The sequence below is a fragment of the Geodermatophilus arenarius genome (genome assembly GCF_042654585.1).
Taxonomy (GTDB): Bacteria; Actinomycetota; Actinomycetes; order Mycobacteriales; family Geodermatophilaceae; genus Geodermatophilus; species Geodermatophilus arenarius.
Genome location: NZ_JBHSGR010000006.1, coordinates 24,015 through 49,529, shown reverse-complemented (window position 1 = coordinate 49,529; position 25,515 = coordinate 24,015). Strand labels below are relative to the sequence as shown.

Below are 25,515 nucleotides of genomic sequence, written 5' to 3'. Positions count from 1 at the left end.
CCGTCAGCCGGCCTCGTTGAGGCCGGGCGGCAGCTTGCCGGTCAGCTGCTGGTAGGCCGTGGCCGCGCCGCGGGCGGCCAGCAGCCGGCCGGCCGCGACCGCCAGCCCGGAGAACGCGGCCCAGGCGAGCGCGTCCGGCCAGGAGACACCGGGCGCGGCCGGGTTCTTCGGCGGGGTCGTGCCGCGGGCCGCGTACCAGGCGGCGTCGGTGAGCTTGCGGACGGCGATGCCCGACACGGTGGCCGTCCCCGTGCCGAGGAGCTTCCAGGTCAGCGGCGCCTTCTGCTTGCGGGCCATGGGGTGATCATGCCTGGCGCCCCCGCGCTCCGCGCGCCCCCGGGCGGGTGGTCCACTGGGCGGGTGGCGGTCGACGCGCAGGGGTTCCCGGTCACGCGGACGCCGGCGGGGGTGGCCCGGTCGGCGCGCGCGGCCCGCGACCTCGCCGTCCTGGACGCCCGGATCTCGGGCTGCCGGGCCTGCCCGCGCCTGGTGACCTGGCGCGAGGAGGTCGCCCGGGTCAAGCGCGCGTCCTTCCGCGACCAGGACTACTGGGGCCGCCCGGTGCCCGGCCTGGGCCCGGCCGACGCGCGGATCGCCGTCGTCGGGCTGGCGCCGGCCGCGCACGGCGGCAACCGCACCGGGCGGGTCTTCACCGGCGACCGCAGCGGCGACTGGATCTTCGCCGCGCTGTGGCGGGCGGGCCTGGCGAGCCAGCCGACGTCGACGCACGTCGGGGACGGCCTCGAGCTCACCGGCGTGCGGGTGGCCGCCGCGGTCCGCTGCGCGCCCCCGGACAACGCGCCGACGCCGGCCGAGCGCGACACCTGCTCGCCGTGGCTGGCCCGCGAGCTGGCGCTGCTGCCCGACCTGCGGGTGGTCGTCGTCCTCGGCGGGTTCGGCTGGACGGCGCTGTGGCCGGTCCTCGCCGGGGCGGGGTACGTCCTGCCCCGCCCGCGGCCGGCGTTCGGCCACGGCGTCGAGGTGGCGCTGCAGGGGCCGCGCGGGCCGCTGACCCTGCTCGGCAGCTACCACGTCAGCCAGCAGAACACGTTCACCGGCCGGCTGACCGAGCCGATGCTGGACGCCGTCCTGTCCCGGGCCACGGAGCTCGCCGGGACCGGCTGAGCCGGAGCGCGGCCGGAGGGCCGCCCTAGGCTGGGCGGCACCGGGCAGCCGTCCGCAGCGCGCCCGCCCCCGTGGCCCAATCGGCAGAGGCAGGCCCCTTAAAAGGGTCGCAGTGTGGGTTCGAGTCCCACCGGGGGCACCGGTCCGCACCCGCAGTTCTTCCGGCCCCATAGCGCATGCGGGCGAGGAAATCCAGGGGTTGACGTCCCCCGTGACCGTCTTGACAAGGTGACCCTGAGCAACGGAGCTCACACCCAACGTTCGAGGGGACGTCGTCCATGACCCAGGTCCACCCGTCCCGCCGGTCGCGGCTCGCCGTGATCGGCAGTGCCGGCGCCATCGCGCTGGCCGGGAGCGTGGTCGCCGCGCTGCCCGCCGGTGCCGCCGGCGGCTGCGAGACCCGCACCAACAACACCGTCGCCAAGCTGACCGAGTGCGTCACGCTCGAGGGCGTCACGGAGCACCTCGAGGCGTTCCAGGCGATCGCCGACGCCAACGGCGGCAACCGCGCCTCGGGCACCGCGGGCTACGACGCCTCGGTCGACTACGTGGAGGAGCGGCTGGAGGCGGTCGGCTACACCGTCCACGTCCAGGGGTTCGAGTTCCCGTTCTTCCGGCTGGGTGAGAGCTCGTTCAGCCGCGTCGCGCCCACGGCGACGACGTACACGGTGGGCACCGACTACGCGCCGATGACCTACACCGGCCCGGGCACGGTCGACGACGGCGTCGTCGCCCCGGTCGACCTCGCCGGCACGGGTCTGGGCAGCGGCTGCGAGGCCGCTGACTTCGCCGGCCTCGCAGCCGAGTCGGTGGCCCTCGTCCAGCGGGGCGGCTGCGCCTTCGCCGTCAAGGCGCAGAACGCCGAGGCCGCCGGGGCTTCCGCGGTCATCGTCTTCAACAACACGGCCGGCCCGCTCAACGGCACCCTGGGCGCTCCCGGGATCACCATCCCGGTCATCGGCGTCCCCACGGCCCTGGGCCAGGAGCTCGCCGCCGCGGGCACGACCGTCGACCTGACCGTCGACGCGGAGAGCGAGATCCGCGACACCTACAACGTCGTCGCCGAACTGCCCGGCCGCACCTCGGACAACGTGGTCATGGCCGGTGCGCACCTCGACTCCGTGCTCGCGGGCCCGGGCATCAACGACAACGGCTCCGGCAGCGCGGCGATCCTCGAGGTCGCCGAGAACATCACCAAGCTGAAGCCGGAGAACACCATCCGGTTCGCCTGGTGGGGCGCCGAGGAGCTCGGCCTGCTCGGCTCCGAGCACTACGTCTCGCAGCTGAGCGACCAGCAGAAGGCCGACATCGGGCTGTACCTGAACTTCGACATGGTCGGCTCGCCGAACTTCGCCCGGTTCGTCTACGACGGCGACCAGTCGGACTTCCGGGCGCCGGTGACGGTCCCCGAGGGCTCGGCCCAGATCGAGTACGTCCTCGAGGACTACTTCGAGGCGCAGGGCCTGTGGTACGAGGGCAGCGAGTTCAGCGGCCGCAGCGACTACCAGGCGTTCATCGAGAACGGCATCCCCTCCGGTGGCCTGTTCACCGGCGCCGAGGTCCTCAAGCAGGCGTACCAGGTGCCGCTGTACGGCGGTACCGCCGGGGTCGCCTACGACCCGAACTACCACCAGGCCGGGGACACGATCGACAACGTCGACCCGAAGGCACTCGAGACGAACTCCGACGCCATCGCCTACTCGGTGCTGACCCTGGGCTACGACACGTCCCGGGTGAACGGCGTGGCCGGCCGGCCGGTGCCGGGTGGCACGTTCGAGGCGGACCCGACCGACCGCCAGTTCCGGGTGACCCCGGAGCAGAAGGCCGGCGGTGGCGGCCTCTCGCCGGACCACGACCACGACCACGACCACGGCGGGGTCGAGGCCTGACCTGCACCTCCCCGCACGACCCGGGGGCGCGGCACCGCACGGTGTCGCGCCCCCGGCGCGTCTTCCCACCCGGTCGGGGGTACTGGCAGGGTCAGGAACGCGCAGGCCACCTGCGGCGTTGTAGGAACCGAGTGGGGTGCGAGGTAGCAGCCCACCGACCGACCAGTCACCTCGAGGAGATGACGATGCCCAGCTCCAACCCGGTCTTCGGCCGGGGCTTCGCCAACGCCGCGTCCGGCGGTGGCCAGCCGTACGGCCAGGGCTACGGCGCTCCCGGCTACGGCCAGCAGTACGGCCAGCAGGGCTACGCCGCTCCCGGTCAGCAGCAGTACGGCCAGCCCCACGGCCAGCAGTACGGCGCGCCCCAGGGCTACGGCGCCCCGCAGGGCTACGGCGCCCCGCAGGGCTACGGCGCGCCCCAGGGCTACGGCGCCCCGGCCCCCGCCGGGCCGTACGGGCCGCCGGCCACCCGCTACATGACGATGGACGACGTCGTCCAGAAGACGGGCCTGTCGTTCCTCGTCACCGTCCTGGCCGCCGCCGCCGTCTGGGCGCTGCCCGGCCAGGCCGCGTGGGGCCTGGCGCTGCCCGCGGTGCTCGTGGCCTTCGTCCTGGGCCTGGTGATCAGCTTCAAGCAGATCGCCAACCCGGCGGCGACGCTGGCCTACGGCGCGCTCTACGGTGTCGCGCTCGGCGCCATCAGCGAGGCCTTCAACACGGTCTACCCCGGGATCGTGATCCAGGCGGTGATCGGCACCTTCGGTGTCTTCGCCGGCATGCTCGTCGTCTACAAGACCGGCGCCATCCGGGTCACCCCCAAGCTGACCCGCTGGATCGTCGGCGCCCTGTTCGGCGTCCTGGCCCTGGTCCTGGTCAACCTGCTCGTGTCGTTCTTCGTCCCGGGCGGCCTGGGCCTGCGTGACGGCGGCCCGCTGGCCATCGTCTTCAGCCTCGTCGTGATCGGTGTGGCGGCCTTCTCGCTGCTGCTCGACTTCGACATGGCCGACCAGGCGATCCGCCGCGGCGCCCCGGCCAAGTTCGCCTGGTACATCGCCTTCGGCCTGCTCGTCACGGTCGTCTGGCTGTACCTGGAGATCCTGCGGCTGCTGTCCTACTTCCAGGACAACTGACCCGCAGCACGTCCCGGTGGCCCGGTCCCCCTCGGGGGGCCGGGCCACCGGCGTCTGCCGGGCCGGACGACGCCGGATCGTCCGCCACGGACGATGCGGGGACGGCCGGACGGCGCTGGGGTGGGGAGGGCCCGCGAGCGGGTCCACCCCCAGCCCGCGCCAGGAGGCCCGGATGTCCGCTCCCACCGACCCGACCACCGTCTCCGTCCCCGGGGCCGTGCCCCCGCCGCGGACCGCCGCCGGAGCCGACCCCACCGCCATCCGCCCGTTCCGGATCGCCGTCCCCGAGGCGGACCTGCTCGACCTGCGCCGGCGCGTCGCCGCGACGCGGTGGCCCTCCGCGGAGCTGGTCGCGGACCGGTCGCAGGGCGTGCAGCTGGCGACGGTGCAGGCCCTCGTGCGCCACTGGCTCACCGACTACGACTGGCGCGCGTGCGAGGCGCGGATCAACGCGCTGCCGCAGGCCACCACCGAGATCGACGGGGTGGAGGTCCACTTCCTGCACGTGCGCTCGCGGCACGAGGACGCGCTGCCGCTGGTCATGACGCACGGCTGGCCGGGCTCGGTCGTCGAGCTGCTCGAGACCGTCGGCCCGCTCACCGACCCGACCGCGTACGGCGGCCGCGCCGAGGACGCCTTCCACCTCGTGCTGCCGTCCCTGCCCGGCTACGGCTTCTCCGCCGAGCCGCGGGAGCTGGGCTGGGACGTCGCCCGCGTCGGGCGCGCCTGGGCCGAGCTGATGCGCCGCCTCGGCTACACCCGCTACGTGGCCCAGGGCGGCGACGTGGGTGCCGGGGTCACCGACGCGATGGGCCGGCAGGCGCCCGAGGGGCTGCTCGGCATCCACCTCAACCTGCTGGTGACCGCGCTGGCCGGTCCCCAGCCGACCGACACCGAGCAGGAGCGCGAGGCCGCCGCCGCGGTCGAGACGTTCCGGACCAGCGGCTTCGCCTACTTCCTCGAGCAGGCCACCCGGCCGCAGACGATCGGCTACGCCCTGCTCGACTCACCGGTCGCGCTGGCGGCCTGGATGCTCGACCACGACACGGACTCCTACTACAAGATCGCCCGCGCCTTCACCGACGGGCAGCCCACCGGCAACCTCACCCGCGACCACGTGCTGGACAACGTCACGACGTACTGGCTGACCGGCACCGGCGCGTCGTCGGCCCGGTCCTACTGGGAGAGCTACGGACCGGACGCCCCCGCCGCCGCGGCGGCCGGCCAGGCGCCCCCTCCGGTCGCGGTCCCGACCGGCTTCACCACGTTCCCGGGCGAGATCTGGCGCGCCCCGCGCAGCTGGGTCGAGCGGTCCTACCCGACCCTCACCTACTTCAACGAGGTCGACCGGGGCGGGCACTTCGCCGCCTGGGAGGAGCCCGAGCTGTTCGCGACCGAGGTCCGCGCGGCCTTCCGGCCGCTGCGCGGCTGATCCCGCGCCGGGGACGACGGCGGCCCGGCCCCCCGAGGGGACCGGGCCGCCGTGGCGTGCCGGGAGCGGCTCAGGAGAGGCGCTCCAGCACCATCGCCATGCCCATGCCGCCACCGACGCACATGGTCTCCAGGCCGAAGGTGCCGTCCGTGGTCTGCAGGCCGTTGAGCAGCGTGCCGGTGATGCGGGCGCCGGTCATGCCGAAGGGGTGACCGACGGCGATCGCGCCGCCGTGCACGTTCAGCTTGTCGATGTCGATGCCCAGGTCCCGGTAGCTCGGGATGACCTGCGCGGCGAAGGCCTCGTTGATCTCGACGAGGTCCATGTCGTCGATGGTCATGCCCGCCCGCTGCAGCGCCAGCTTCGAGGCGTCGACCGGGCCGTAGCCCATGATCTCCGGCGACAGGCCGGTCACCGCGGTGGAGACGATGCGGGCCAGCGGGGTGAGGCCGAGGTCGCGGGCCTTGGTGTCGCTCATGACCACGACCGCGGCGGCGCCGTCGTTGAGCGGGCAGGCGTTGCCGGCGGTGACCCGGCCGTCGGGGCGGAAGACCGGCTTGAGGCCGGAGATGCCCTCGAGGGTGGTGCCGGGACGCGGGCCGTCGTCCTTGCTGACGACGGTGCCGTCGGGGGTGGTGACCGGGGTGATCTCCCGCTCCCAGAAGCCCTCGGCGATGGCCTTCTCGGCCAGGTTCTGGCTGCGGACCGCGAACTCGTCCATCTCCTGGCGGGAGACGTCCTTGAGCAGCGCCAGGTTCTCGGCGGTCTGCCCCATGGCGATGTAGATGTCGGGGATCTCGCCGTTCTCCCGCGGGTCGGTCCACGAGTCGGCGCCGCTCTCGGCGGTCTTGGCCACGCGCGCCTCGGCGTCGGTGAAGACCGGGTTGTGGGTGTCGGGCAGCGAGTCGCTGTTGCCCTTCACGAAGCGGGAGACCATCTCGACGCCGGCGGAGATGAAGACGTCGCCCTCGCCGGCCTTGATCGCGTGCATGGCCATGCGGGTCGTCTGCAGCGACGACGAGCAGTAGCGGGTGATCGTGGTGCCCGGCAGGTGGTCCATGCCGAGGAGCACGCTGACGACGCGGCCCATGTTGTGGCCCTGCTCGCCGCCGGGCAGGCCGCAGCCGAGGATCAGGTCGTCGATGTCGGTCGGGTCCAGGGCGGGGACCTTGTCCAGCGCCGCGCGGACGATGGTGGCGGTCAGGTCGTCGGGGCGCAGGTCCTTGAGCGACCCCTTGAACGCGCGCCCGATGGGGGAGCGCGCGGTCGCGACGATGACGGCTTCGGGCATGGGGTCCTCCACGGTGAGGGGCTCCCGGCCGGGGGTGCCGGGTGTCGGGTCACCCCGGAAACTACCCCCGGGTACGCGGCCGGTCGCGGGTGCGCCCGGAACAGGACGCCGCTGTGTTGCAGGTCACGCGGCGTTCAGCCGACCGACGCCTCCCTGGCCTGGCCGGCCTCCTCGGGCGTGGGCAGCTCGCTGGGCCGGCGGCGCAGCAGCCGGGCCCAGGGGCCCAGGGGCCCGGTGCCCGAGCCGCGGACCTCGGTGGCCCGCACCTCGGTGCCCGGGCGCCCGGCGGCCCGCGCCGCCGCCTGGGCCACCGGGCGCACCGAGGTGCGGCGCAGCCGGCCGCGCTCGGCCCGGGCGGGCCAGACGCCGATGGCGTCGGCGAGCGCGGGGAGGATGACCGCGGCGGCCTGCGCGTAGCCGGCCGCGCTGGGGTGGAACTCGTCGACGCTGAACAGCGAGCGGTCCTGGGCGAAGCTCGGCCCGAGCACCGAGCCGAGCGACACCGTCCGCCCGCCGGCCTCCACGACGGCGATCGTCTGCGCCGCGGCCAGCTGCCGGCTCCACCGCCGGGCCAGGAGCCGCAGCGGCTGCCCGATCGGCCGGATCGTCCCGAGGTCGGGGCAGGTGCCGACGACGACCTGCGCGCCCGCCTCGCGCAGCCGCCGCACCGCGTCGGCCAGGTGGCGCACCGACACCGACGGCCGGGTGCGGGTGGTGACGTCGTTGGCGCCGATCATGATCAGCGCGACGTCGGGCCGCTGGACCAGCGCGGCCTCGACCTGCGGGTCCAGCTCGCAGGACTCGGCGCCGGAGACGGCCAGCCGGACCAGCCGCACAGGGCGCTCGGCGAGCTCGGTCAGCGCGGCGGCGAGCAGCACGCCGGGGGTCTCCGTGGCGCGCGTGACGCCCAGGCCGACGGCGCTGGAGTCGCCGAGCACGGTGAACACGATCGGCTTGCCGCGGCCCCGGCCGTAGACGCCGTCGCCGGAGGGCGGGTCCTGCTTCGACGTCCGCGCCTCCACCCGGCGGCGGGCCGCGAGGGCCTGGAGACGGAGCAGCCCGAGCAGCCCGGCCCCGGCCAGGCCCAGCCCGGTGCCGCCGTAGGCGGCGCCGGCCGCCAGCCGTCGCGCCCTGCTCGCCCTCGTCACCGCCACCCCGCCCGTCGCGCCGCGCAACCGTCTGTCCTGCAGGCTAGTCGGCCCCTACGGTGCGCCCCGTGTCCGAATCCCCCCGACGGGTGGCCCCCGATCGAACTCCCGGTGACCGCTCGCAGCTGATCGTCGACGTCCTGGTCGAGGCCTTCTCCGAGCTGATGGCCGTCGACGCCGACGCCTTCCGCACCAAGTTCCGCAAGATGGCCGCCGACCCCTTCGCGTTCTACCGAGGCAGCGCCTGCCTCTTCTACGCCGACATGGACCGCCTCGAGGACCCCTGGTGCGACGAGCGGACCAGCCGGGTGTGGATCCAGGGCGACCTGCACGCGGAGAACTTCGGCACCTACATGGACGGCGCCGGGCGGATCGTGTTCGACGTCAACGACTTCGACGAGGCCTACGTCGGCTCGGTCACCTGGGACCTGCGCCGGTTCGCCGCCAGCTTCGCGCTGCTGGCGTGGCGCAAGGCCCTGGGCGACGACGTGATCGGGGAGCTGGTCGGCACCTACCTCGGCGCCTACCTGGACCAGGTGGAGGCGTTCCGCCGCTCCGACGACGACCGCTCGTTCGCGCTGACCGCCGCGAACACCGAGGGCGCCGTCCGCGAGGCGATCCTCGAGACGACCACCCGCACGCGGGCCGCGCTGCTCGACCGCACGACCGTCGTCGAGACCTACCAGCGGCGGTTCGCCGACGGCGGCCGCACCCGCCGGCTCGAGGACGCCGAGCGCGACCGGGTGCTCGCCGCGCTGGACCGCTGGCGGGAGACCGTCGTCCCGCCGGTGCGCCGCCGCGACGTCGCCTACGACGTCAAGGACGTCATCGGCACGGGCGGGTTCGGCATCGGCAGCGCCGGCCTGCCCGCCTACAACGTGCTGCTCGAGGGCTACGACCAGGCGCTGGAGAACGACGTCGTCCTGTCGCTCAAGCAGGGCAACGTGGCCGCGCCCAGCCGGATCGTCCGCGACGAGCGGATCCGCTCCTACTTCGAGCACCACGGGCACCGCACCGCGGTCAGCCAGCGGGCGCTGCAGGCCAACGCCTCGCAGTTCCTCGGCCACACCGAGATCGACGGCGTCGGGTTCGTCGTCCAGGAGCTCTCGCCCTACGAGGTGGACCTGGACTGGGAGGACCTCACCGAGCCCGAGGAGATCGCCCCGGTCGTGGCCCAGCTGGGCCGGGCGACGGCGAAGATGCACTGCGTCGGGGACGTCGACAGCGACCACACGCTGGTCGACTTCCAGACCGAGGACGCGGTGTCGGCGATGGTCGGCGGCCGGCGGGAGGAGTTCGTCGCCGACCTGGTCGACTTCGCGCACTCCTACGCGCGGCAGACGCAGGAGGACCACCGGCTGTTCGTCGACGCCTTCCGCGCCGGACGCATCCCCGGGATCAGCTCGAGCGGCGCCCACCCGCTCCGAGTGGGGTGAGCATGCCGACGTGCGGGCCGATGCCCGCGACGTCGAACGGCGCGGTCACCACGCGGAAGCCCATCCGCTCGTAGAAGCCGGCCGCGGGGACGCGGGCGTCGCACCACAGCAGGTCCGCGTCCCGCGCGGCGAGCAGCTCCCGGCCGGCCGCGACCAGCGCGCGGCCGGCCCCGGTGCCCCGCACGGCGGGGTCGGTGGCCATGCCGCGCAGCTGCCACGGCGCCCGGGCCGGCTGCCACGGGCAGGGAGCGGGCGACAGCCGGACGACGCCGACCACCCGCCCGTCGGCGGTCCGGGCCGCGAGGTGCACGGTCGCGGGGTCGTCGTCGCCGGGCATCGCGGCCGGCCCGCCGTCGCGCAGGACGGCGCTGCGCAGCGGCAGGACGACGTCGACGCCGACCTCCTCGACCGTGACGGTCACCTCGTGGGCGCGGCCCCGGAGCCGCAGTTCCGGTCGTGGTGGGCCCCGACGCGCGACAGCGCCGGTCCGGCCGCCGAGCCCTCGACGGCGGTGACGGCGCCGTCCACCCGCCCGTCGGCGTCCGGGCTGTCCGGGTCGATGGCGCCGACCTGGGCGCGCAGCCGCGCGAGCCCGTCGCGGACCGCCTGCCGGTCGGCGGCGACCTCCCCGGGGGCGGTCACGCCGTCGAACGCGGTGACGGCCTGGTCGAGCAGGGGCGGCAGGGCCGCGACGCCCCGGGTCTCGGCCGCCTCGAGGGCGGCGCTCAGCTGCGTCACGACCGGGGTGGCCTCGACGCCGCGGAGGAGTCGTCCCCGCCGCCTCCGCAGCCGGCGATCAGCAGGGCGCCGGCCGCGGTGAGCAGGCCGGCGCGGAGGAGCCGGGTCGATCGGGACACGGCGCCACGCTATCGGGCGAGCACCGAGCGTGGACCGCGGCCGGGAGGGGCCGGCGCCCGGTCACCGGCTGCCCGGCGCAACGCGGCGCCCCGGACCCACGCACGTGCGCCGCCGACGAGCAGCCGACCGACCGCGGCCGCCCCCGGCGCCCAGCGGCCCAGCCCCGTCCGGGCCAGGACCGATGAGTTCCTCCGCCGCGGGGCGTCCACCCCTGGGCGCCCGTGACCCGGCACCCTGACCAGCCGGACGAGAGAAGGGGACGAGATGGCGGAGAGCCTGCACGAGGTGGACGCGCACGACCTCCGGTCCTGGGTGGGGCAGACGTACGACGGCCTGGCGGACCTGCTGGCCTCCGGGCCGGCCGGCACCTGGGACGCCCCCTCGCTGTGCGCGGGCTGGCGGGTCCGGCACGTGGTGGCGCACGTGACGATGCCCGCGCGGCTGTCGGCCGAGCAGTTCGGGGCCGAGATGGCGGCCGCGGGCGGGGACTTCGCCCGGCTCTCCGACACCGTGGCGGACCGCGACGCCTCCCTGCCGGCAGCCGAGCTGCTGGACGCCCTGCGCTCGCCGGTCCTGCACGGGTGGCAGCCGCCGGGCGGTGGCGCGGCCGGGGCCCTGAGCCACGCCGTCATCCACTCCCTGGACGTGACCGTCGCGCTCGGGCGGCCGCCGGTCGCACCGGCCGGGGCCGTGGTCGCCGTCCTCGACCGGCTCGCCGCCGCGGACGGCGCCGTCTTCGGGCTCGACCTGACCGGTGTCCGCCTCGAGGCCGCCGACACCGCGTGGAGCCGGGGCGACGGTGAGGTCGTCCGCGCGGACAGCGGCCCGCTGGTCGCGCTCCTGAGCGGTCGCACCCTCCCGACGGCCGGGTGCTGCGCCGCCGCTGAGGGCCGGTGGCCGCCCGCCGGTCCGGGTAGGGCCGCCGCGGGCCCGGGGCCCGCGGCGACCCCTCCCCTCAGCGGGCCCGGCGTCCCCGACGGGTGCGCAGGTAGTCCGCGACGACGTACTCGCCGAGCCGCTCGCTGTCGGGCGTGAAGACCCGGCCGCCGGCGCGCGCGGTGATGTCGTGGACGAAGTGCACCAGCCCCGGCTCGGGGTCGAGCGCGAACACGTTGAGCGTCGCGCCGGACCGGGCCACCCGCTCCACCTCGGCGACGGTCCGGGCGATCGTCTCGGGCATCGGCGGCCAGCAGAAGTACGGCGTGCCGTCCTCCTCCAGGTGCGCCGTCGGCTCGCCGTCGGTGACCACGAGGACCACCGGCTCCGCGTCCCGGTGCCGGGCCAGGAACCGGCGGGCGAGGATCAGCCCGTGCTGCAGGTTGGTGCCCTGCAGCGTGTCGACGCTCAGCTCGGCCAGCGTCTCGGGCTTGAGCACCTGCGCGGTCGACGAGAACCCGATGATCTGGATCGCGTCCTGCGGGAAGCGGGTGGTCACCAGCGAGTGCAGCGCCATCGCCGTCGACTTGGCCGCCCCCCACGTGCCGCGCAGCGCCATCGAGTAGGACAGGTCGACCAGCAGCGCGACCGCGGCGCCGGTGCGCCGCTCGGTCTCCACGACCTCGAAGTCCTCGACGGCGATGCGGACCCGGCGGTCGCCGTCCCCGTGCGGGTCGCCGGCGGTGCGCAGCACGGCGTTGCGGACCGTGCGGACGACGTCGAGCGGCTGCTCGTCGCCGAACTGCCACTCCCGCGAGCTGCCGGTGAGCTCCCCGGCGGCGCCGGCGTCGGCGACGTCGTGCTCGCCGCGGCCGGTGGCGTCGAGCTTGGCGAACACCCGCCGCAGCGCGGTGGCGCCCAGCCGGCGCACCGCCTTCGGCGAGAGCTCCAGCTTGCCGTCGGAGCGGTTGAGGTAGCCCTGCCGCTCCAGCTCGCGCTCCATCTGCCGCAGCGCCGCGAGGTCGTCGACGGCCTCGCGGCCCAGCGCCTGCTCCAGCAGCTCCTCGTCGACGTCGGCCAGCGAGGCGCCGGCGTAGCCCTGCGAGAGCTGGTTGGACAGCGCCTCGAGGTCGGCCAGCTCCGCGACGGCGCTGGTGGCGTCGCCGAGGCCCAGGCCCTGCTCGCCGTCGGGCACCTGGCCGCGCTGGCCCCAGGGCAGGTCGGGACGGGCCTGGCGCAGCGCGTCCTGCAGGTGGGCCATCTCGCTGGCCAGCCCCAGGTCGGACATGGTCTGCGCCATCAGGTCGGCCAGCTCCGCCCGCTGCTCGGGCGACAGGCCGGCCATCATCCGCTCCTGCGCGGCGGCCCGGCGGGCGAGGGAGTCGATCAGCTCGTCCACCGACTGGGGGTCGTCGGGGAAGAACTGCCCGTGCTTCTCCATGAACTCGCGGAAGCGCTCCTCGGTGTCCTCACCGCGGTTGTGCGCGTCCACCAGCTGCGACAGGTCGGCGACCATGTCCTTGACCGCCTGCACGTCCTGCTCGGTGGCGTTCTGCAGCGCCTGCTTCATGTTGGCGAAGGAGCTGTCGAGCACCTCCCGCCGCAGCAGGTCCTGGATCTGGTCGTAGGTCTGCCGGGCCTCGGCCGAGGCCCAGTCGTACTCCTTGAGCGCCCGGACCGCGCCCGCGGTGTCCTGCGGCAGCGCGTCGAGCTCGGCCTCCTTGAGCCGGGCCAGGTCGTCGGGGTCGGGGAACAGCTCCCGGCGCTCGGCCGCGAGCGCCCGGTCGAGCAGCTCGCGGACCTCCTGCAGCGTGCCGTCCATCCGGCCCGCGGTGCGGGCCTGCCGCAGCCGCTCCCGCACCGAGCGGCGCAGCTCGTCGAGCCCGCGCCGGCCGTCCATGCCGCGGCGCAGCAGCTCCCGCAGCGCCTCGCGGACGCCGCTCCCGCCGAGCACCGAGTCGCCGATCTCGTCGACGGCGCTGCCCAGGTCGTAGGGCGGGGCCAGCGGGTCGGGCCCGCCCCGCCAGCGGCCGTACCGGTACCCCCTGCCGGGGCGTGGGCGCGCCACCGTCAGGCCCCGTACACCGTGCGGGTGCCGTCGGTGTCCTTGGCCAGCCGGCGGGTGAGGTAGAGCCCCTCGAGGGCGAACTCGACCGCGGCGGCCGCCTGCTCGGCGGACTCCTCGCCCTCCGGGACGCCGAGGCGGCCCAGCAGCTCGGCCAGCCGCGGGATGGTGCCCAGCTGGCCCAGCAGCGCCGCGCCCGGCACCAGCTCGCCGGACTCGACGGTCTCGCCGCCGGTGAAGTGCTCCTGCAGGCCGGTCAGGTCCAGCCCGCCGCACCGGGCCCGAAAGGTCTGCGCGGTCGCCTGCCGCAGCAGGTGCTCCAGCACCTCCACCTCCCGGTCGTCGTCGGGGTCGCTGCCGGCGTCGGCGAACTCGACCTTGCCGCGGCTGGCCGGGACGACCCCCGGCAGGTCGACCACCCGGGCCACCGGCCGGGTCTCCCCGGCGATCGCGGCACGGCGGACGGCGGAGGCGGCCACCGTCTCCAGCCCGGCGATCGCGAACCGGGCGCTGACGCCGGATCGCTGGTCGACGTGGCTGGACTCGCGGACCAGCCGGGTGAACCGGGCGACGATCTCGACCAGGTGCTGGGGGACGACGGGGGCGTCGAACGCGTCGTGCCCGCTGGGGGCGCCGAGGCCGCTGGTCCGTGCCTCCTGGTCCAGCAGGCGGATCTCGTCGGCGAGCTCGAGCGGGTAGTGGGTGCGCACCTCGGCGCCGAAGCGGTCCTTGAGCGGGGTGATGATCCGCCCGCGGTTGGTGTAGTCCTCCGGGTTGGCGCTGGCCACGAGCAGCAGGTCCAGCGGCAGCCGCACGCGGTAGCCGCGGATCTGGATGTCGCGCTCCTCGAGCACGTTGAGCAGCGCGACCTGGATCCGCTCGGCGAGGTCGGGCAGCTCGTTGACGCTGAAGATGCCGCGGTTGGTGCGCGGGACCAGGCCGTAGTGGACCGTCTCGGGGTCGCCCAGCGTGCGGCCCTCGGCCACCTTGATCGGGTCGACGTCGCCGATGAGGTCGCCCACGCTGGTGTCGGGGGTGGCCAGCTTCTCGCCGAAGCGCTCGCTGCGGTGCAGCCAGCCGACCGGGGTGTCGTCGCCGTGCTCGGCGATCTGACGGTGCGCCCACACGCTGATCGGCTGCAGCGGGTGCTCGTTGAGCTCGCTGCCGGCGAGGACCGGCGTCCACTCGTCGAGCAGGCCGACGAGGGTGCGGATGAGGCGGGTCTTGCCCTGGCCGCGCTCGCCCAGCAGGACGAGGTCGTGGCCGGCGATGAGGGCCCGCTCGACCTCGGGGACGACGGTGTCCTCGAAGCCGACGATGCCCGGGAGGGTGGGCTCGCCGGCGCCCAGGCGGGCGAGCAGGTTGGCGCGGATCTCGGCCTTGACCGGCCGGGCGACGGCTCCGCTGGCACGGAGCTCGCCGAGGGTCGTGGGTGCGGGTGGGGTCTGCGCTGGGGCGACGTCCGTCACCTCAGCCACGGTACGACGACCAGGCACGATGCGGGAGCCGCTGCGTCGGCCGGGTCGGGATCGCGCTCCCTGCGAGGATCGGGGCATGGGAGCGGAGCTGGTCACCGGAGCCGACGTCGTCGCCGCCGCCGGGCTGCTCGACGGGGTCGCCCGGCGCACGCCGCTGGAGCACTCGCGGGCGCTGGCCGAGCGGGTCGGCGGTCCGGTGCACCTCAAGTGCGAGAACCTGCAGCACACCGGCTCGTTCAAGTTCCGCGGCGCCTACGTGCGGCTGTCCCGGCTGACCGCGGAGGAGCGGGCCCGCGGGGTCGTCGCGGCCAGCGCCGGCAACCACGCGCAGGGGGTGGCGCTGGCCGCCCGGATGCTCGGTGTCCGCGCCACGGTGTTCATGCCCGAGTCCGCGCCGCTGCCGAAGGTCGCCGCCACCCGTGGCTACGGCGCCGACGCGCGCCTGGTCGGGGTCGACCTGACCGCGGCGCTGGCGGCCGCCGTCGAGCACGCCGGGGCGACCGGGGCGGTGTTCATCCACCCCTTCGACCACCCCGACGTCATCGCCGGGCAGGGGACGGTCGGGCTGGAGCTGCTCGAGCAGTGCCCCGACGTCGCCACCGTCGTCGTCTGCACCGGCGGCGGCGGGCTGGTGTCCGGGGTGGCCGCCGCGGTGCGGGCACGGCGGCCCGAGGCGCGGGTCGTGGCGGTGCAGGCGGCCGGGGCCGCCGCCTTCCCCGGGTCGCTGGCCGTCGGGCGGCCGGTGGCGCTGACCGGGGTGTCCACGATGGCCGACGGGATCGCCGTCGGCGCGCCCAGCGACCTCACCCTCGCGCACGTCCGCGACCTGGTCGACGACGTGCGCACGGTGGGGGAGGAGGACCTCTCCCGCGCGCTGCTGTTCTGCCTGGAGCGGGCCAAGCTCGTCGTCGAGCCGGCCGGGGTGGCCGCGGTCGCGGCCGTGATGGCCGAGCCGGAGGTGTTCCGGCCGCCGGTGGTCGCCGTGGTGTCTGGCGGCAACGTCGACCCGGTGCTGATGATGAAGGTGGTCCAGCACGGCATGGCCGCCGCCGGCCGGTACCTGCGGCTGCGCCTGGCCGTCCCCGACCGGCCGGGGTCGCTGGCCGCGGTGCTCGCCGTCCTGGCCGAGGCCGGCGCGAACGTCCTCGAGGTCGAGCACGAGCGGACGGCGACGCGCCTGGACCTCGGGCAGGTCGAGGTGTTCGTCGTCCTCGAGACCCGCGGCCCGGACCACGCGCGGACCGTCGCCGGCGCGCTCGAGCAGGCCGGCTTCGCCGTCTCGGAGGCCTAGCGCTCACTTCTCCCGCGTCCGTCGGTCTGCCCTCCGGGACCGTCGGACAGGGAGAGGTGTCGTGGGAGAGAACAGCAGGCGTCGGGTCGTTCGCGGGTCGCGAAAAGGACTCGGGAAGTGTCGGTGCTCACACCTAGTTTCCCTGTCATGAACGACGCGATCCTCGTCGAGGGACTGCAGAAGCGCTTCGGGTCGAACACGGCGCTGGCGGGGGTGGACCTCGCCGTTCCCGAGGGCACGGTGCTCGGCCTGCTCGGGCCCAACGGCGCGGGCAAGACGACCGTCGTCCGCATCCTGACCACGCTGCTGCAGCCCGACGGCGGGCGCGCGCAGGTGGCCGGCGTCGACGTCGTCCGGGAGCCGGACCGGGTGCGCTCGGTCATCGGGCTGACCGGGCAGTACGCCGCGGTCGACGAGTACCTGACCGGCTTCGAGAACCTGGAGATGGTGGGCCGGCTGTACCGGCTGGGGAAGCGGGAGTCGCGGGCCCGGGCGGGGGAGCTGCTCGAGCGGTTCGACCTCACCGACGCCGCGAACCGGCCGGCGAAGACCTACTCCGGCGGCATGCGCCGGCGGCTGGACATCGCCGCCTCGCTCATCGCCCGGCCGCGGGTGCTCTTCCTCGACGAGCCCACCACCGGGCTCGACCCGCGCAGCCGGCTGGCGATGTGGGAGTTCATCGCCGACCTCGCCGACGGCGGGACGACGATCCTGCTCACCACCCAGTACCTGGAGGAGGCCGACCGGCTGGCCGACGGGATGGTGGTCATCGACCGCGGCCGGGCGATCGCGCGCGGCACGGCCGACGAGCTCAAGGCGCAGGTCGGCGGGCAGCGGCTGGAGTTCGCGGTCACCGACGCCGGCGCCCTGCCGGAGATGGTCGCGCGGCTGCGGCCGCTGGCGGTGGACGAGCCGCACGTCGACGAGCAGGCGCGCCGGCTGAGCATCCCGGTCAGCGGCGGCGCGGAGGTCCTGGCCGACGCGCTGCGCCGGCTCGACGGCCACACCGCCGACATCTTCGACGTCGGGCTGCGCCGCCCCGACCTCGACGACGTGTTCCTGGCGCTGACCGGCCACGCCGCCGAGGGCGGGGACGCCGGCGCCACCGACGAGACCCCGGCCGAGCCGGTCCCCACGGGAGGCGTGCGATGACCTCGCTGGCCGCGACGCTGTCCGACAGCGTCGTCATCACCAAGCGCAACCTGATCAAGGTCAAGCGGGTGCCCGACCTGATCGTGTTCGCGACGCTGTCGCCGATCATGTTCGTGGTGCTGTTCCGCTACGTGTTCGGCGGCGCCATCGGCGGGCTGCCGCCGGGCATCAGCTACGCGGAGTTCCTGCTGCCGGGCATCTTCGCGCAGACCGTCGTCTTCGGGTCGACCGTCACCGGCGCGAGCATCGCCGAGGACCTGCAGAAGGGGCTGATCGACCGGTTCCGGTCGCTGCCGATGTCCCGGTCGGCGGTGCTGGTCGGGCGCACGATCGCCGACTCCGGGCTCAACGTCATCTCGATCACGGTGATGGCGCTGACCGGCCTGGTGGTCGGGTGGCGGATCAACTCCTCGATCGGCGAGGCGGTGGGCGGGTTCCTCGTGCTGCTCGTGTTCGCCTACGCGATCTCGTGGCTGATGGCGGTGGTGGGGCTGCTGGTACGCACGCCGGAGGTGGTGAACAACGCCAGCTTCATCGTGATCTTCCCGCTGACGTTCATCGCCAACACCTTCGTGCCGCTGGAGACCTTCCCGGCGGTGCTGCGCACCTTCGCCGAGTGGAACCCCGTCTCCTCGGTGACGCTGGCCGCGCGGGAGCTGTTCGGCAACGTGCCCGCCGGCTACCCGGTGCCCGACGCGTGGCCGCTGCAGAACCCGGTGCTGTACACGCTGATCTGGACGGCGGTCATCCTCGCGGTGTTCGTGCCGCTGTCGGTCCGCCTCTACCAGCGCACCGCCAGCCGCTGATCCGCGCGCTCGTCCCGGCGGCGGAGCCGCCGTCGCCGGGACGCGTGGGGGCCGGAGGCCTCCGCGAGGAGCGGCGGGTCCGGCTCGGCGGCAGCCGGGACGGCACGTGGTCGCGGTGCGGTCCGGGAGGACCGCGGTGTCAGGACCGCGGTGTCATGCCTGGACACGGGTGGCCCGGGACCTCGCCGGTTCCGGGTCACCCGTGTCCGACGCTCCGGGGCGGCGCAGGATGGACGGCGATGAGCGCCGAGTCCGCCCCCGCCGTGTCCGCTGACAACCCGCTGTTCGCCGAGTCGCCGCTGCCGTACGGGCTGCCGCCGTTCGCCGACATCACCCTCGAGCACTGCCGCGAGGCGGTCCTGGCCGGGATGGCCGAGCAGCGCGCGGAGATCGCCGCGATCACCGGCTCGGCCGAGCCGCCGACCTTCGCGAACACGATCGAGGCCCTCGAGCGCTCCGGCGCGCTGCTGCGCCGGGCCGAGGCGGTGTTCGGCAACCTGTCCTCGTCGCTGTCCTCGCCGCGGCTGCGGGAGATCGAGCGCGAGCTCGCGCCGCTGGAGGCCGCGCACGCCGACGCGCTGCGGCTGGACCCCGCGCTGTTCGCCCGCGTCGACGCCGTGCACGCCGACCGGCACTCCGCGGACCTGGACCCCGAGGCGGTCCGGCTGGTGGAGCGGCACCACCTCGACCGGGTGCTGGCCGGCGCCCGGCTCGACGGGGCCGGCCGCGCCCGGCTGTCGGGGCTGAACCGGGAGCTGTCGGAGCTGTCCACGCAGTTCGGGCAGAACCTGCAGCTGGCCACCGAGGCCGCCGCCGTCCGGGTCGCGGATGCCGCCGAGCTCGACGGGCTGTCCGAGGAGGAGGTCGCCGCCGCCGCCGACCGCGGCCTGGACGGGTACGTGCTGCCGCTGCTGCTGCCCACCGGCCAGCCGGTGCTGGCCAAGCTGCGGGACCGGGAGCTGCGCCGCCGCGTGTTCGAGGCGTCGGTGACCCGCGCGTCGTCCGGAGAGCACGACAACGGGCCGGTGGCCGTCCGGATCGCCCGGGTGCGGGCCGAGCGCGCCCGGCTGCTCGGCTTCGCCACCCACGCCGACCTGGTCCTCGCCGACCAGACCGCCGGCAGCACCGCCGCCGTCGACGCGATGCTCACCCCGATGGTCGGCCCGTCGACGGCGAACGCGCGGGCGGAGGCCGCGGTGCTGGCCGAGGTCGCCGCCCGCGACGGCGTCGCGGAGCTCGCGCCCTGGGACTGGGCCTTCTACAGCGAGCGGGTGCGCGCGGAGCGGTACTCGGTCGACACCGCCGCGCTGCGGTCGTGGTTCGAGCTGGACCGGGTGCTCGTCGACGGCGTCTTCCGCGCCGCGGAGCTGCTCTACGGCTTCCGGTTCACCCCCCGCCCGGACCTCGCCGGCTACCACCCCGACGTCCGCGTGTGGGAGGTCAGCGGTCCCGACGGCGAGGCGGTCGGCCTCTACCTCGGCGACTTCACCGCGCGCGAGGGCAAGCGCGGCGGCGCGTGGATGAGCTCGTTCGTCTCCCAGTCGCGGCTGCTGGGCACCCGGCCGGTCGTCGTCAACAACCTCAACGTGGCCCGCGCGCCCGAGGGGCGGCCGACGCTGCTGACCCTCGACGAGGTCGACACGCTGTTCCACGAGTTCGGCCACGCGCTGCACGGGCTGAGCTCCGCCGTGACCTACCCGCGCTTCGCCGGGACCGCGGTGCCGCGGGACTTCGTCGAGTTCCCGAGCCAGGTCAACGAGGTGTGGGCGCTGTGGCCGGAGGTGCTCGCGCACTACGCGCGGCACGTCGAGACGGGGGAGCCGCTGCCGTCGTCCGCCGTCGAGGCGCTCGACGCCGCCCGGCTGTGGGGCGAGGGGTTCGCGACGCTGGAGTACCTCGCCGCGACGCTGCTGGACCAGGCCTGGCACCGGATCACCCCGGAGACCGAGATCGGCGACCCGGCGGAGTTCGAGCGGCGGGCGCTCGAGGCGGCCGGCGTCGCCTCCGACCTGGTGCCGCCGCGCTACCGGACGACGTACTTCCAGCACGTCTTCGCCGGCGGCTACGCGGCGGGTTACTACTCCTACATCTGGTCGGAGGTGCTCGACGCCGACACCGTCGAGTGGTTCCGGGAGAACGGGGGCCTGCGGCGGGAGAACGGCGACGTCTTCCGCGAGCGGCTGCTGTCCCGCGGCGGGTCGGTGGATCCGCTGGAGGCCTTCCGCGCCGTCCGCGGACGCGACGCCGACCCGGCACCCCTGCTCCGCCGCCGCGGGCTGGCGCCCGCCTGAGCGCGTCCGCTCCTGGAGCGTTCCTCGTCCTCCGGGGGTCCTGCAGCACCGCCGGACCGCGAGGAACGCCCCGGGAGCGGCGGCCTACAACCAGGGGAGCGAGAGGACCAGGTCCAGGTCGTCGGGGGCGTCGCCGTCGCGGACGAGCCGGTTGGGCTGGCGGTGACCGCACGCCGTGCAGCGGTGCACCACCTGCCAGCCCTTGCCGGACTTCTCCACCAGGCCGATCGGCTGCATCGGCTGCCGGCAGTCGCTGGCGCGGTCGCCGGGCAGGTCGTCGACGTGTAGCGACCACAGGCACACCGGGCAGTGGTTGCGGTAGTGCCCGTCGGTGTTCGCGGGGACGTCGGCGGCGCAGTGCACGCAGACGAAGCCGGTGTTCTCCGCCCGCCGGGAGCGGGCCACGACGCGGGGCCGGGTCAGGGGACGAACGGCTCGACGGCGACGACCTCGACGGTGATGTCGCGGCCGTTGGGCGCCTGGTAGGTGACCGAGGTGCCCGGCTTCGCGCCGAGGATCGCCGAGCCCATCGCCGACTCCGGCGAGTAGACGGCGAGGTCCGTGGTGCCCGCGATCTCGCGGGAGCCGAGCAGGAACTTCTCGGTCTCGTCGTCGCCCTGGAAGCGGATGGTGATGACGGTGCCGAGCTCGGCGGTGGTGGCCGTCGTCGGCGGCTCGCCCACGCGCGCCTTGCGGAGCAGGTCGGTCAGCTGCCGGATCCGGCCCTCCTGCTTGCCCTGCTCCTCCTTGGCGGCGTGGTAGCCACCGTTCTCCTTGAGGTCGCCCTCCTCGCGGCGGGCGTTGATCTCGGCGGCCATGGCGGGCCGGCCGGCCACCAACTGGTCGAGCTCGGCCTTCAGCCGGTCGTGGGCCTCCTGGGTCAGCCAGATGCCCTGCTCGTTCTCAGTGGGGGTGGTCACGCGGGGTACTCCTGCACAGCTCGGGAGCCGCGTCCCGGTCGGGAGGCGGCGACGTCGATCCGGCCAAGCTAACACCGGCCGGGCGGCCCGTGCAGGGACGCGATCCGCTCCCTGCCGGGGAGCGGACGGTACCGGAGCATCCCGTGACAGGCACCACATCCAGCCCTCCGGGGGACCCGTCGGCGGCGTTCCGTCGGCGCGTCGGGGGACACTGGGGAGGTGACCGACGCCGACCAGTTGCGCCTGCTCGCCGTGCACGCCCACCCCGACGACGAGTCGAGCAAGGGCGCGGCGACGATGGCGAAGTACGTCGCCGAGGGCGTCGAGGTGATGGTGGCGACCTGCACCGGCGGTGAGCGCGGCTCGGTGCTGAACCCCTCGCTGGACCGCCCGGAGATCTGGGAGCGCCTGCCGCAGCTGCGCGTCGAGGAGATGGCCCGGGCCCGGGAGATCCTCGGCGTCCAGCAGGAGTTCCTCGGGTTCGTCGACTCCGGCCTGCCCGAGGGCGACCCGCTGCCGCCGCTGCCCGAGGGCTGCTTCGCGCTGGTCCCCACCGAGGAGGCGGCCGCGCCGCTGGTGGCGCTGATCCGCCGGTTCCGCCCGCAGGTCGTGCTCACCTACGACGAGCGCGGTGGCTACCCGCACCCCGACCACATCAAGACCCACGAGGTCTCGGTGCACGCCTTCGAGGCGGCCGGTGACCCGGAGCGCTACCCCGAGCTGGGCGAGCCCTGGCAGCCGAGTAAGCTCTACTACCACATGGGCTTCACGCTGACCCGGACGCGGGCGCTGCACGAGGCGATGCTCGAGACCGGAGCCGAGTCGCCCTACGCCGAGTGGCTGGCGAACTGGGACCCGGAGCGCGACATGAGCCACCGCGTCACCACCCGCGTCCCGTGCGCCGAGTACTTCCCGGTGCGGGACGCCGCGCTGATCGCGCACGCCACCCAGATCGACCCGAACGGCCGCTGGTTCGCCTGCCCGATGGACCTGCAGCAGCGGGTGTGGCCGACCGAGGACTACGAGCTGGCCCGCTCGCTGGTGGACTCGACGCTGCCGGAGGACGACCTGTTCGCCGGCATCCGCAGCGAGGTGCCGGTCCCGTGACCACCGGGCTGGTGAGCGGCGCGCTGGCCGGGGCGGTCCTGGCCGCCGAGGAGCAGCTGCCCGAGGACGTCGGCAAGTCCGGCCCGTTCGGGCTGTTCCTCACCCTGGTCCTGCTGCTCGCCGTGTTCCTGCTGGTCCGGTCGATGAACCGGCACCTCAAGCGGATCCCGCGCAGCTTCGAGCCGGAGGACGACCACCCGCAGGTCGTCGTCCCCGACACCCCGGCGGAGCTGGTCGACCCGCCGCGCCGGCCCGGTCAGGACCTGCTCGACGACCTGCGCCGCGCGCCCCGCGCCATCGAGGGACCGAAGCGGAGCGCCCCCGGGCGCGACGACCGGACGGACCCGCCGGCGCGCTGACGCCGGCGGGCCGACCGGGCCGGGGGTGGTCCCGGCCCGGTCGTGGTGCTCACCAGGTGTGCGCGACGTCGACGACGAGGCGCGAGCCGTCGCCGGGACCGTCGAGGACCAGCACGCGGAACGGCAGGCGGGCGCGGACGCCGAGTCCGACGGTGCTGCTGCCCTCGAACGAGCCGGCGTAGGCGACCTGCCGGAAGGTGCGGTAGCCGCCGACGGCGACGGCCTCGGCGTCGGTGCGCGGGTCGTAGGTCGCCGCCCCGGCGTCGGTGTGCCCGGGGGTGTGCACGACGACCTGCAGGTCGGCCGCCCCGCGCAGGGGCACGGGCCGGCCCGAGCCGTCCTGCACGACCTGGGGCACGTACCGGACGTCGTAGCCCACGTCGGCGGCGTCGATCCCGTCGAGGTCCAGGACCAGCCGGTCGTAGCAGTCGTGGCGGCCGGCGCGGACGTCGTCGAGGGTGCCGCCGCCGCCGTCGGAGACGGTCTCCGGCTGGGAGCCCCACGCCGTGCTGCACGAGGCGGCGGAGGCGGAGGGCAGGGCGAGGCCGAGGGCGGCCGTGGCGGCGGCCAGGACGACGGCGGTGCGGGTGCGGGTGGTGCTCATGGTGGGCTCCCGGGGTCAGGGGGATGCGGACGCGGGGAGGATGCGCCGACGGCGGCGCAGATGCCATGGCTCTGATCGCCCACGGGCGTCGATCCGGGACACCGTCCGATGTGGAGAAGTGACAGGAAACGGCGTCCCGGGCGCGACACGACATGGCACATCGCCTTCCCGTTGCCGCCGGGTGACGATGGGTATCCCCGGACCGTGCCGAACCGCCTCGCCGCCGCGACCAGCCCCTACCTGCTGCAGCACGCGGACAACCCGGTCGACTGGCGCGAGTGGGGCGAGGAGGCCTTCGCCGAGGCGCGCGAGCGGGACGTCCCGGTGCTGGTGAGCGTCGGGTACGCCGCCTGCCACTGGTGCCACGTGATGGCGCACGAGTCGTTCGAGGACGAGGCGACCGCGGCGCAGATGAACGCCGGGTTCGTGTGCGTCAAGGTCGACCGGGAGGAGCGGCCCGACGTCGACAGCGTCTACATGACCGCCACCCAGGCGCTCACCGGCTCCGGCGGCTGGCCGATGACGGTCTTCACCACCCCCGACGGGCGGCCGTTCTACTGCGGCACCTACTACCCGCCGCGCCCCGCCGGCGGCGTGCCGGCGTTCCGGCAGGTGCTCACCGCCGTCTCCGAGGCCTGGACGCAGCGCCGCGACCAGCTCGAGGAGGCCGGCACCCGGATCGCGGAGGGCATCTCCCGCCGCCTGGACCTCGGGCCGCCCACGCCGCTGTCGGCCGCCGACCTCGACGGCGCCGCGGCCGCGGTCGCCGCCGACCACGACGACCGGCATGGCGGGTTCGGCGGCGCCCCGAAGTTCCCGCCGTCGATGCTGCTGGAGTTCCTGCTGCGGCACGCCGCCCGCAGCGGGGACGCGCGCTCGCTGGAGGTGGCCCGCCGCACGCTGGAGGCGATGGCCCGCGGCGGCATCCACGACCAGCTGGCCGGCGGCTTCGCCCGCTACTCGGTCGACGAGCGCTGGGTGGTGCCGCACTTCGAGAAGATGCTCTACGACAACGCCCTGCTCCTGCGCGTCTACCTGCACCTGTGGCGGGCCACCGGCGAGGAGTGGGCGCGGCGCGTGGCCGACGCGACCGCCGCCTTCCTCGTCCGCGACCTCGGCACGCCCGAGGGCGGCTTCGCCAGCGCGCTAGACGCCGACACCGACGGCGTCGAGGGCCTGACCTACGTGTGGACGCCGGCCCAGCTCACCGAGGTGCTCGGCGACGACGACGGCCGCTGGGCCGCAGAGCTGTTCGCGGTGACCGGGCGCGGCACGTTCGAGCACGGCACCTCCACGCTGCAGCTGCCTCGTGATCCCGACGACCCCGCCCGCTTCGCCTCCGTGCGCGAGCGGCTGCTCGCCGCCCGCGCCCGGCGCCCGCAGCCCGCCCGCGACGACAAGGTGGTCACCGCCTGGAACGGGCTGGCCGTCGCCGCGCTGGCCGAGCACGGCGTGCTCACCGGCACCCCCGCGTCGGTGGACGCCGCCCGCCGCGCGGCGGAGCTCCTCGCGGACGTCCACTGGGTGGGCGGGCGGCTGCGGCGGGCCTCGCGGGACGGCGTCGCCGGGACGCCGGCCGGGGTGCTCGAGGACCACGGCGACCTCGCCGAGGGGTTGCTCGCGCTGCACCAGGCGACCGGGGAGGGCCGGTGGCTGGACTGGGCCGGTGACCTGCTCGACGTCGTCGCGGAGCAGTTCCTCGACGCCGACGGGTGGCACGACACCGCCGCCGACGCCGAGGCGCTGGTGCACCGCCCGTTCGACCCTGCCGACGGGCCGACGCCGGCCGGGGTCGCCGCGGCCGCCGGTGCGTTCGTCACCTACGCGGCGCTGGCCGGGTCGCCGCGGCACCGCGAGCTCGGCGAGGCCGCGACCGGGCAGCTCGGCGTGCTGGTGCGCCGGGCGCCGCGGGCGGCGGGCTGGGCCGCGGCGGTGGGGGAGGCACTGCTGGCCGGGCCGCTCGAGGTCGCCGTCAGCGGCCCGGCCGGGCCCGAGCGGGACGCGCTCGCCGCGGCCGCGCGGGGCTCGGCCAGCCCGGGCGCCGTCGTCGTGGTGGGGGAGCCGGACACCCCCGGGGTGCCGCTGCTGGCCGACCGGCCGCCCGTCGGCGGGCGCCCCGCCGCATACGTGTGCCGGGGCTTCGTCTGCTCCGCGCCGGTCACGGACGTGTCCGCTCTCAGCGCAGCGATGGCCCCTTCCTGACCCCGCCCGGCGGTCTTACCGTGTAATCACGTAAGCACCTCACTGGAGGAGGCCG

Annotated in this window: 24 protein-coding genes and 1 tRNA gene; 14 read left to right on the top strand and 11 right to left on the bottom strand. The window is 75.2% G+C overall.

What is annotated here, in order from left to right:
- Nucleotides 1-3 precede the first annotated feature (3 nt).
- Nucleotides 4-297: a DUF4235 domain-containing protein gene (locus ACFO3M_RS07235; protein ID WP_387987899.1), complete on the bottom strand. Its 294-nt coding sequence runs from the start codon at nucleotides 295-297 to the stop codon at nucleotides 4-6.
- Nucleotides 298-360: 63 nt separating this feature from the next.
- Between ACFO3M_RS07235 and ACFO3M_RS07230 the strand changes: the two genes are divergently transcribed.
- From ACFO3M_RS07230 to ACFO3M_RS07210, 5 genes are all read left to right on the top strand, one after another.
- On the top strand, nucleotides 361-1,125 hold the full coding sequence (locus ACFO3M_RS07230) for a uracil-DNA glycosylase (RefSeq protein ID WP_387987898.1): 765 nt from the start codon (nucleotides 361-363) through the stop codon (nucleotides 1,123-1,125).
- A gap of 65 nt (nucleotides 1,126-1,190) precedes the next feature.
- Nucleotides 1,191-1,264, top strand: a tRNA-Leu gene (locus ACFO3M_RS07225).
- Nucleotides 1,265-1,403: 139 nt separating this feature from the next.
- On the top strand, nucleotides 1,404-3,014 hold the full coding sequence (locus ACFO3M_RS07220; RefSeq protein WP_387987897.1) for a M28 family metallopeptidase: 1,611 nt from the start codon (nucleotides 1,404-1,406) through the stop codon (nucleotides 3,012-3,014).
- A gap of 185 nt (nucleotides 3,015-3,199) precedes the next feature.
- The gene (locus tag ACFO3M_RS07215) at nucleotides 3,200-4,144 is read left to right on the top strand and encodes a Bax inhibitor-1/YccA family protein (protein ID WP_387987896.1); all 945 of its coding nucleotides are present in this window, start codon (nucleotides 3,200-3,202) and stop codon (nucleotides 4,142-4,144) included.
- 172 nt (nucleotides 4,145-4,316) lie between these two features.
- Complete coding sequence (locus tag ACFO3M_RS07210) at nucleotides 4,317-5,576, top strand: epoxide hydrolase family protein (RefSeq protein ID WP_387987895.1); 1,260 nt, start codon at nucleotides 4,317-4,319, stop codon at nucleotides 5,574-5,576.
- 70 nt (nucleotides 5,577-5,646) lie between these two features.
- Here the strand turns inward: ACFO3M_RS07210 and ACFO3M_RS07205 are convergent, their stop codons facing one another.
- Both ACFO3M_RS07205 and ACFO3M_RS07200 read right to left on the bottom strand, forming a co-directional pair.
- Nucleotides 5,647-6,867: an acetyl-CoA C-acetyltransferase gene (locus ACFO3M_RS07205; protein WP_387987894.1), complete on the bottom strand. Its 1,221-nt coding sequence runs from the start codon at nucleotides 6,865-6,867 to the stop codon at nucleotides 5,647-5,649.
- A 134-nt stretch (nucleotides 6,868-7,001) separates the two neighbouring features.
- Entirely contained in the window at nucleotides 7,002-8,042 is a 1,041-nt protein-coding gene (locus tag ACFO3M_RS07200; protein WP_387987893.1) for an SGNH/GDSL hydrolase family protein, read from the bottom strand.
- Between the two features lie 41 nt (nucleotides 8,043-8,083).
- Between ACFO3M_RS07200 and ACFO3M_RS07195 the strand changes: the two genes are divergently transcribed.
- The gene (locus tag ACFO3M_RS07195) at nucleotides 8,084-9,451 is read left to right on the top strand and encodes a DUF2252 domain-containing protein (protein WP_387987892.1); all 1,368 of its coding nucleotides are present in this window, start codon (nucleotides 8,084-8,086) and stop codon (nucleotides 9,449-9,451) included.
- Here ACFO3M_RS07195 and ACFO3M_RS07190 read toward each other — a convergent pair.
- Genes ACFO3M_RS07190 through ACFO3M_RS07180 form a run of 3 tightly spaced genes read right to left on the bottom strand, consistent with a single transcriptional unit; the run spans nucleotide 9,414 to nucleotide 10,308 of the window.
- Nucleotides 9,414-9,872, bottom strand: a complete 459-nt coding sequence (locus ACFO3M_RS07190) for a GNAT family N-acetyltransferase (protein ID WP_387987891.1) — start codon at nucleotides 9,870-9,872, stop codon at nucleotides 9,414-9,416. The two genes, ACFO3M_RS07195 and ACFO3M_RS07190, sit on opposite strands and share 38 nt — an antisense overlap.
- Nucleotides 9,869-10,189, bottom strand: coding sequence for a hypothetical protein (locus tag ACFO3M_RS07185; RefSeq protein ID WP_387987890.1), 321 nt, complete (start codon nucleotides 10,187-10,189; stop codon nucleotides 9,869-9,871). Before ACFO3M_RS07185 ends, ACFO3M_RS07190 begins: the two co-directional genes overlap by 4 nt.
- Complete coding sequence (locus tag ACFO3M_RS07180) at nucleotides 10,186-10,308, bottom strand: hypothetical protein (RefSeq protein WP_387987889.1); 123 nt, start codon at nucleotides 10,306-10,308, stop codon at nucleotides 10,186-10,188. The genes ACFO3M_RS07185 and ACFO3M_RS07180 overlap by 4 nt, the downstream gene beginning before the upstream one ends.
- A 265-nt stretch (nucleotides 10,309-10,573) precedes the next feature.
- Here ACFO3M_RS07180 and ACFO3M_RS07175 point away from each other — a divergent pair, with 265 nt between their 5' ends.
- Nucleotides 10,574-11,344: a maleylpyruvate isomerase family mycothiol-dependent enzyme gene (locus ACFO3M_RS07175; RefSeq protein WP_387987888.1), complete on the top strand. Its 771-nt coding sequence runs from the start codon at nucleotides 10,574-10,576 to the stop codon at nucleotides 11,342-11,344.
- Here ACFO3M_RS07175 and ACFO3M_RS07170 read toward each other — a convergent pair.
- Together ACFO3M_RS07170 and ACFO3M_RS07165 are read right to left on the bottom strand one after the other, a co-directional pair.
- Nucleotides 11,265-13,253, bottom strand: a complete 1,989-nt coding sequence (locus ACFO3M_RS07170) for a VWA domain-containing protein (RefSeq protein ID WP_387987887.1) — start codon at nucleotides 13,251-13,253, stop codon at nucleotides 11,265-11,267. The genes ACFO3M_RS07175 and ACFO3M_RS07170 overlap by 80 nt on opposite strands.
- 2 nt (nucleotides 13,254-13,255) lie before the next feature.
- Complete coding sequence (locus ACFO3M_RS07165; RefSeq protein ID WP_387987886.1) at nucleotides 13,256-14,719, bottom strand: sigma 54-interacting transcriptional regulator; 1,464 nt, start codon at nucleotides 14,717-14,719, stop codon at nucleotides 13,256-13,258.
- Nucleotides 14,720-14,804: 85 nt separating this feature from the next.
- Here ACFO3M_RS07165 and ilvA point away from each other — a divergent pair, with 85 nt between their 5' ends.
- From ilvA to ACFO3M_RS07145, 4 genes are all read left to right on the top strand, one after another.
- Entirely contained in the window at nucleotides 14,805-16,019 is a 1,215-nt protein-coding gene (gene ilvA / locus ACFO3M_RS07160) for a threonine ammonia-lyase (RefSeq protein ID WP_387987885.1), read from the top strand.
- Between the two features lie 147 nt (nucleotides 16,020-16,166).
- On the top strand, nucleotides 16,167-17,171 hold the full coding sequence (locus ACFO3M_RS07155) for an ATP-binding cassette domain-containing protein (RefSeq protein WP_387987884.1): 1,005 nt from the start codon (nucleotides 16,167-16,169) through the stop codon (nucleotides 17,169-17,171).
- A complete protein-coding gene (locus ACFO3M_RS07150) occupies nucleotides 17,168-17,977 on the top strand; it encodes an ABC transporter permease (protein ID WP_387987883.1) in 810 nt (269 codons plus the stop codon). Before ACFO3M_RS07155 ends, ACFO3M_RS07150 begins: the two co-directional genes overlap by 4 nt.
- Before the next feature lie 239 nt (nucleotides 17,978-18,216).
- Nucleotides 18,217-20,268 (top strand): M3 family metallopeptidase, encoded by a 2,052-nt coding sequence (locus ACFO3M_RS07145; protein ID WP_387987882.1) that lies wholly within the window; start codon nucleotides 18,217-18,219, stop codon nucleotides 20,266-20,268.
- 84 nt (nucleotides 20,269-20,352) lie between these two features.
- On the opposite strand, the gene ACFO3M_RS07140 is transcribed toward ACFO3M_RS07145, so the two are convergent.
- Both ACFO3M_RS07140 and greA read right to left on the bottom strand, forming a co-directional pair.
- A complete protein-coding gene (locus ACFO3M_RS07140; RefSeq protein ID WP_387987881.1) occupies nucleotides 20,353-20,673 on the bottom strand; it encodes an RNHCP domain-containing protein in 321 nt (106 codons plus the stop codon).
- Nucleotides 20,674-20,687: 14 nt separating this feature from the next.
- On the bottom strand, nucleotides 20,688-21,188 hold the full coding sequence (gene greA, locus ACFO3M_RS07135; RefSeq protein ID WP_110907602.1) for a transcription elongation factor GreA: 501 nt from the start codon (nucleotides 21,186-21,188) through the stop codon (nucleotides 20,688-20,690).
- A 219-nt stretch (nucleotides 21,189-21,407) separates the two neighbouring features.
- On the opposite strand from greA, the gene mca reads away from it, so the two are divergent.
- The gene (gene mca / locus ACFO3M_RS07130) at nucleotides 21,408-22,295 is read left to right on the top strand and encodes a mycothiol conjugate amidase Mca (RefSeq protein ID WP_387987880.1); all 888 of its coding nucleotides are present in this window, start codon (nucleotides 21,408-21,410) and stop codon (nucleotides 22,293-22,295) included.
- Nucleotides 22,292-22,654 (top strand): hypothetical protein, encoded by a 363-nt coding sequence (locus ACFO3M_RS07125; RefSeq protein ID WP_387987879.1) that lies wholly within the window; start codon nucleotides 22,292-22,294, stop codon nucleotides 22,652-22,654. Before mca ends, ACFO3M_RS07125 begins: the two co-directional genes overlap by 4 nt.
- Before the next feature lie 49 nt (nucleotides 22,655-22,703).
- On the opposite strand, the gene ACFO3M_RS07120 is transcribed toward ACFO3M_RS07125, so the two are convergent.
- On the bottom strand, nucleotides 22,704-23,258 hold the full coding sequence (locus ACFO3M_RS07120) for an AMIN-like domain-containing (lipo)protein (RefSeq protein WP_387987878.1): 555 nt from the start codon (nucleotides 23,256-23,258) through the stop codon (nucleotides 22,704-22,706).
- 204 nt (nucleotides 23,259-23,462) lie between these two features.
- On the opposite strand from ACFO3M_RS07120, the gene ACFO3M_RS07115 reads away from it, so the two are divergent.
- Nucleotides 23,463-25,460, top strand: a complete 1,998-nt coding sequence (locus ACFO3M_RS07115) for a thioredoxin domain-containing protein (RefSeq protein WP_387987877.1) — start codon at nucleotides 23,463-23,465, stop codon at nucleotides 25,458-25,460.
- The last annotated feature ends 55 nt before the right edge of the window (nucleotides 25,461-25,515 follow it).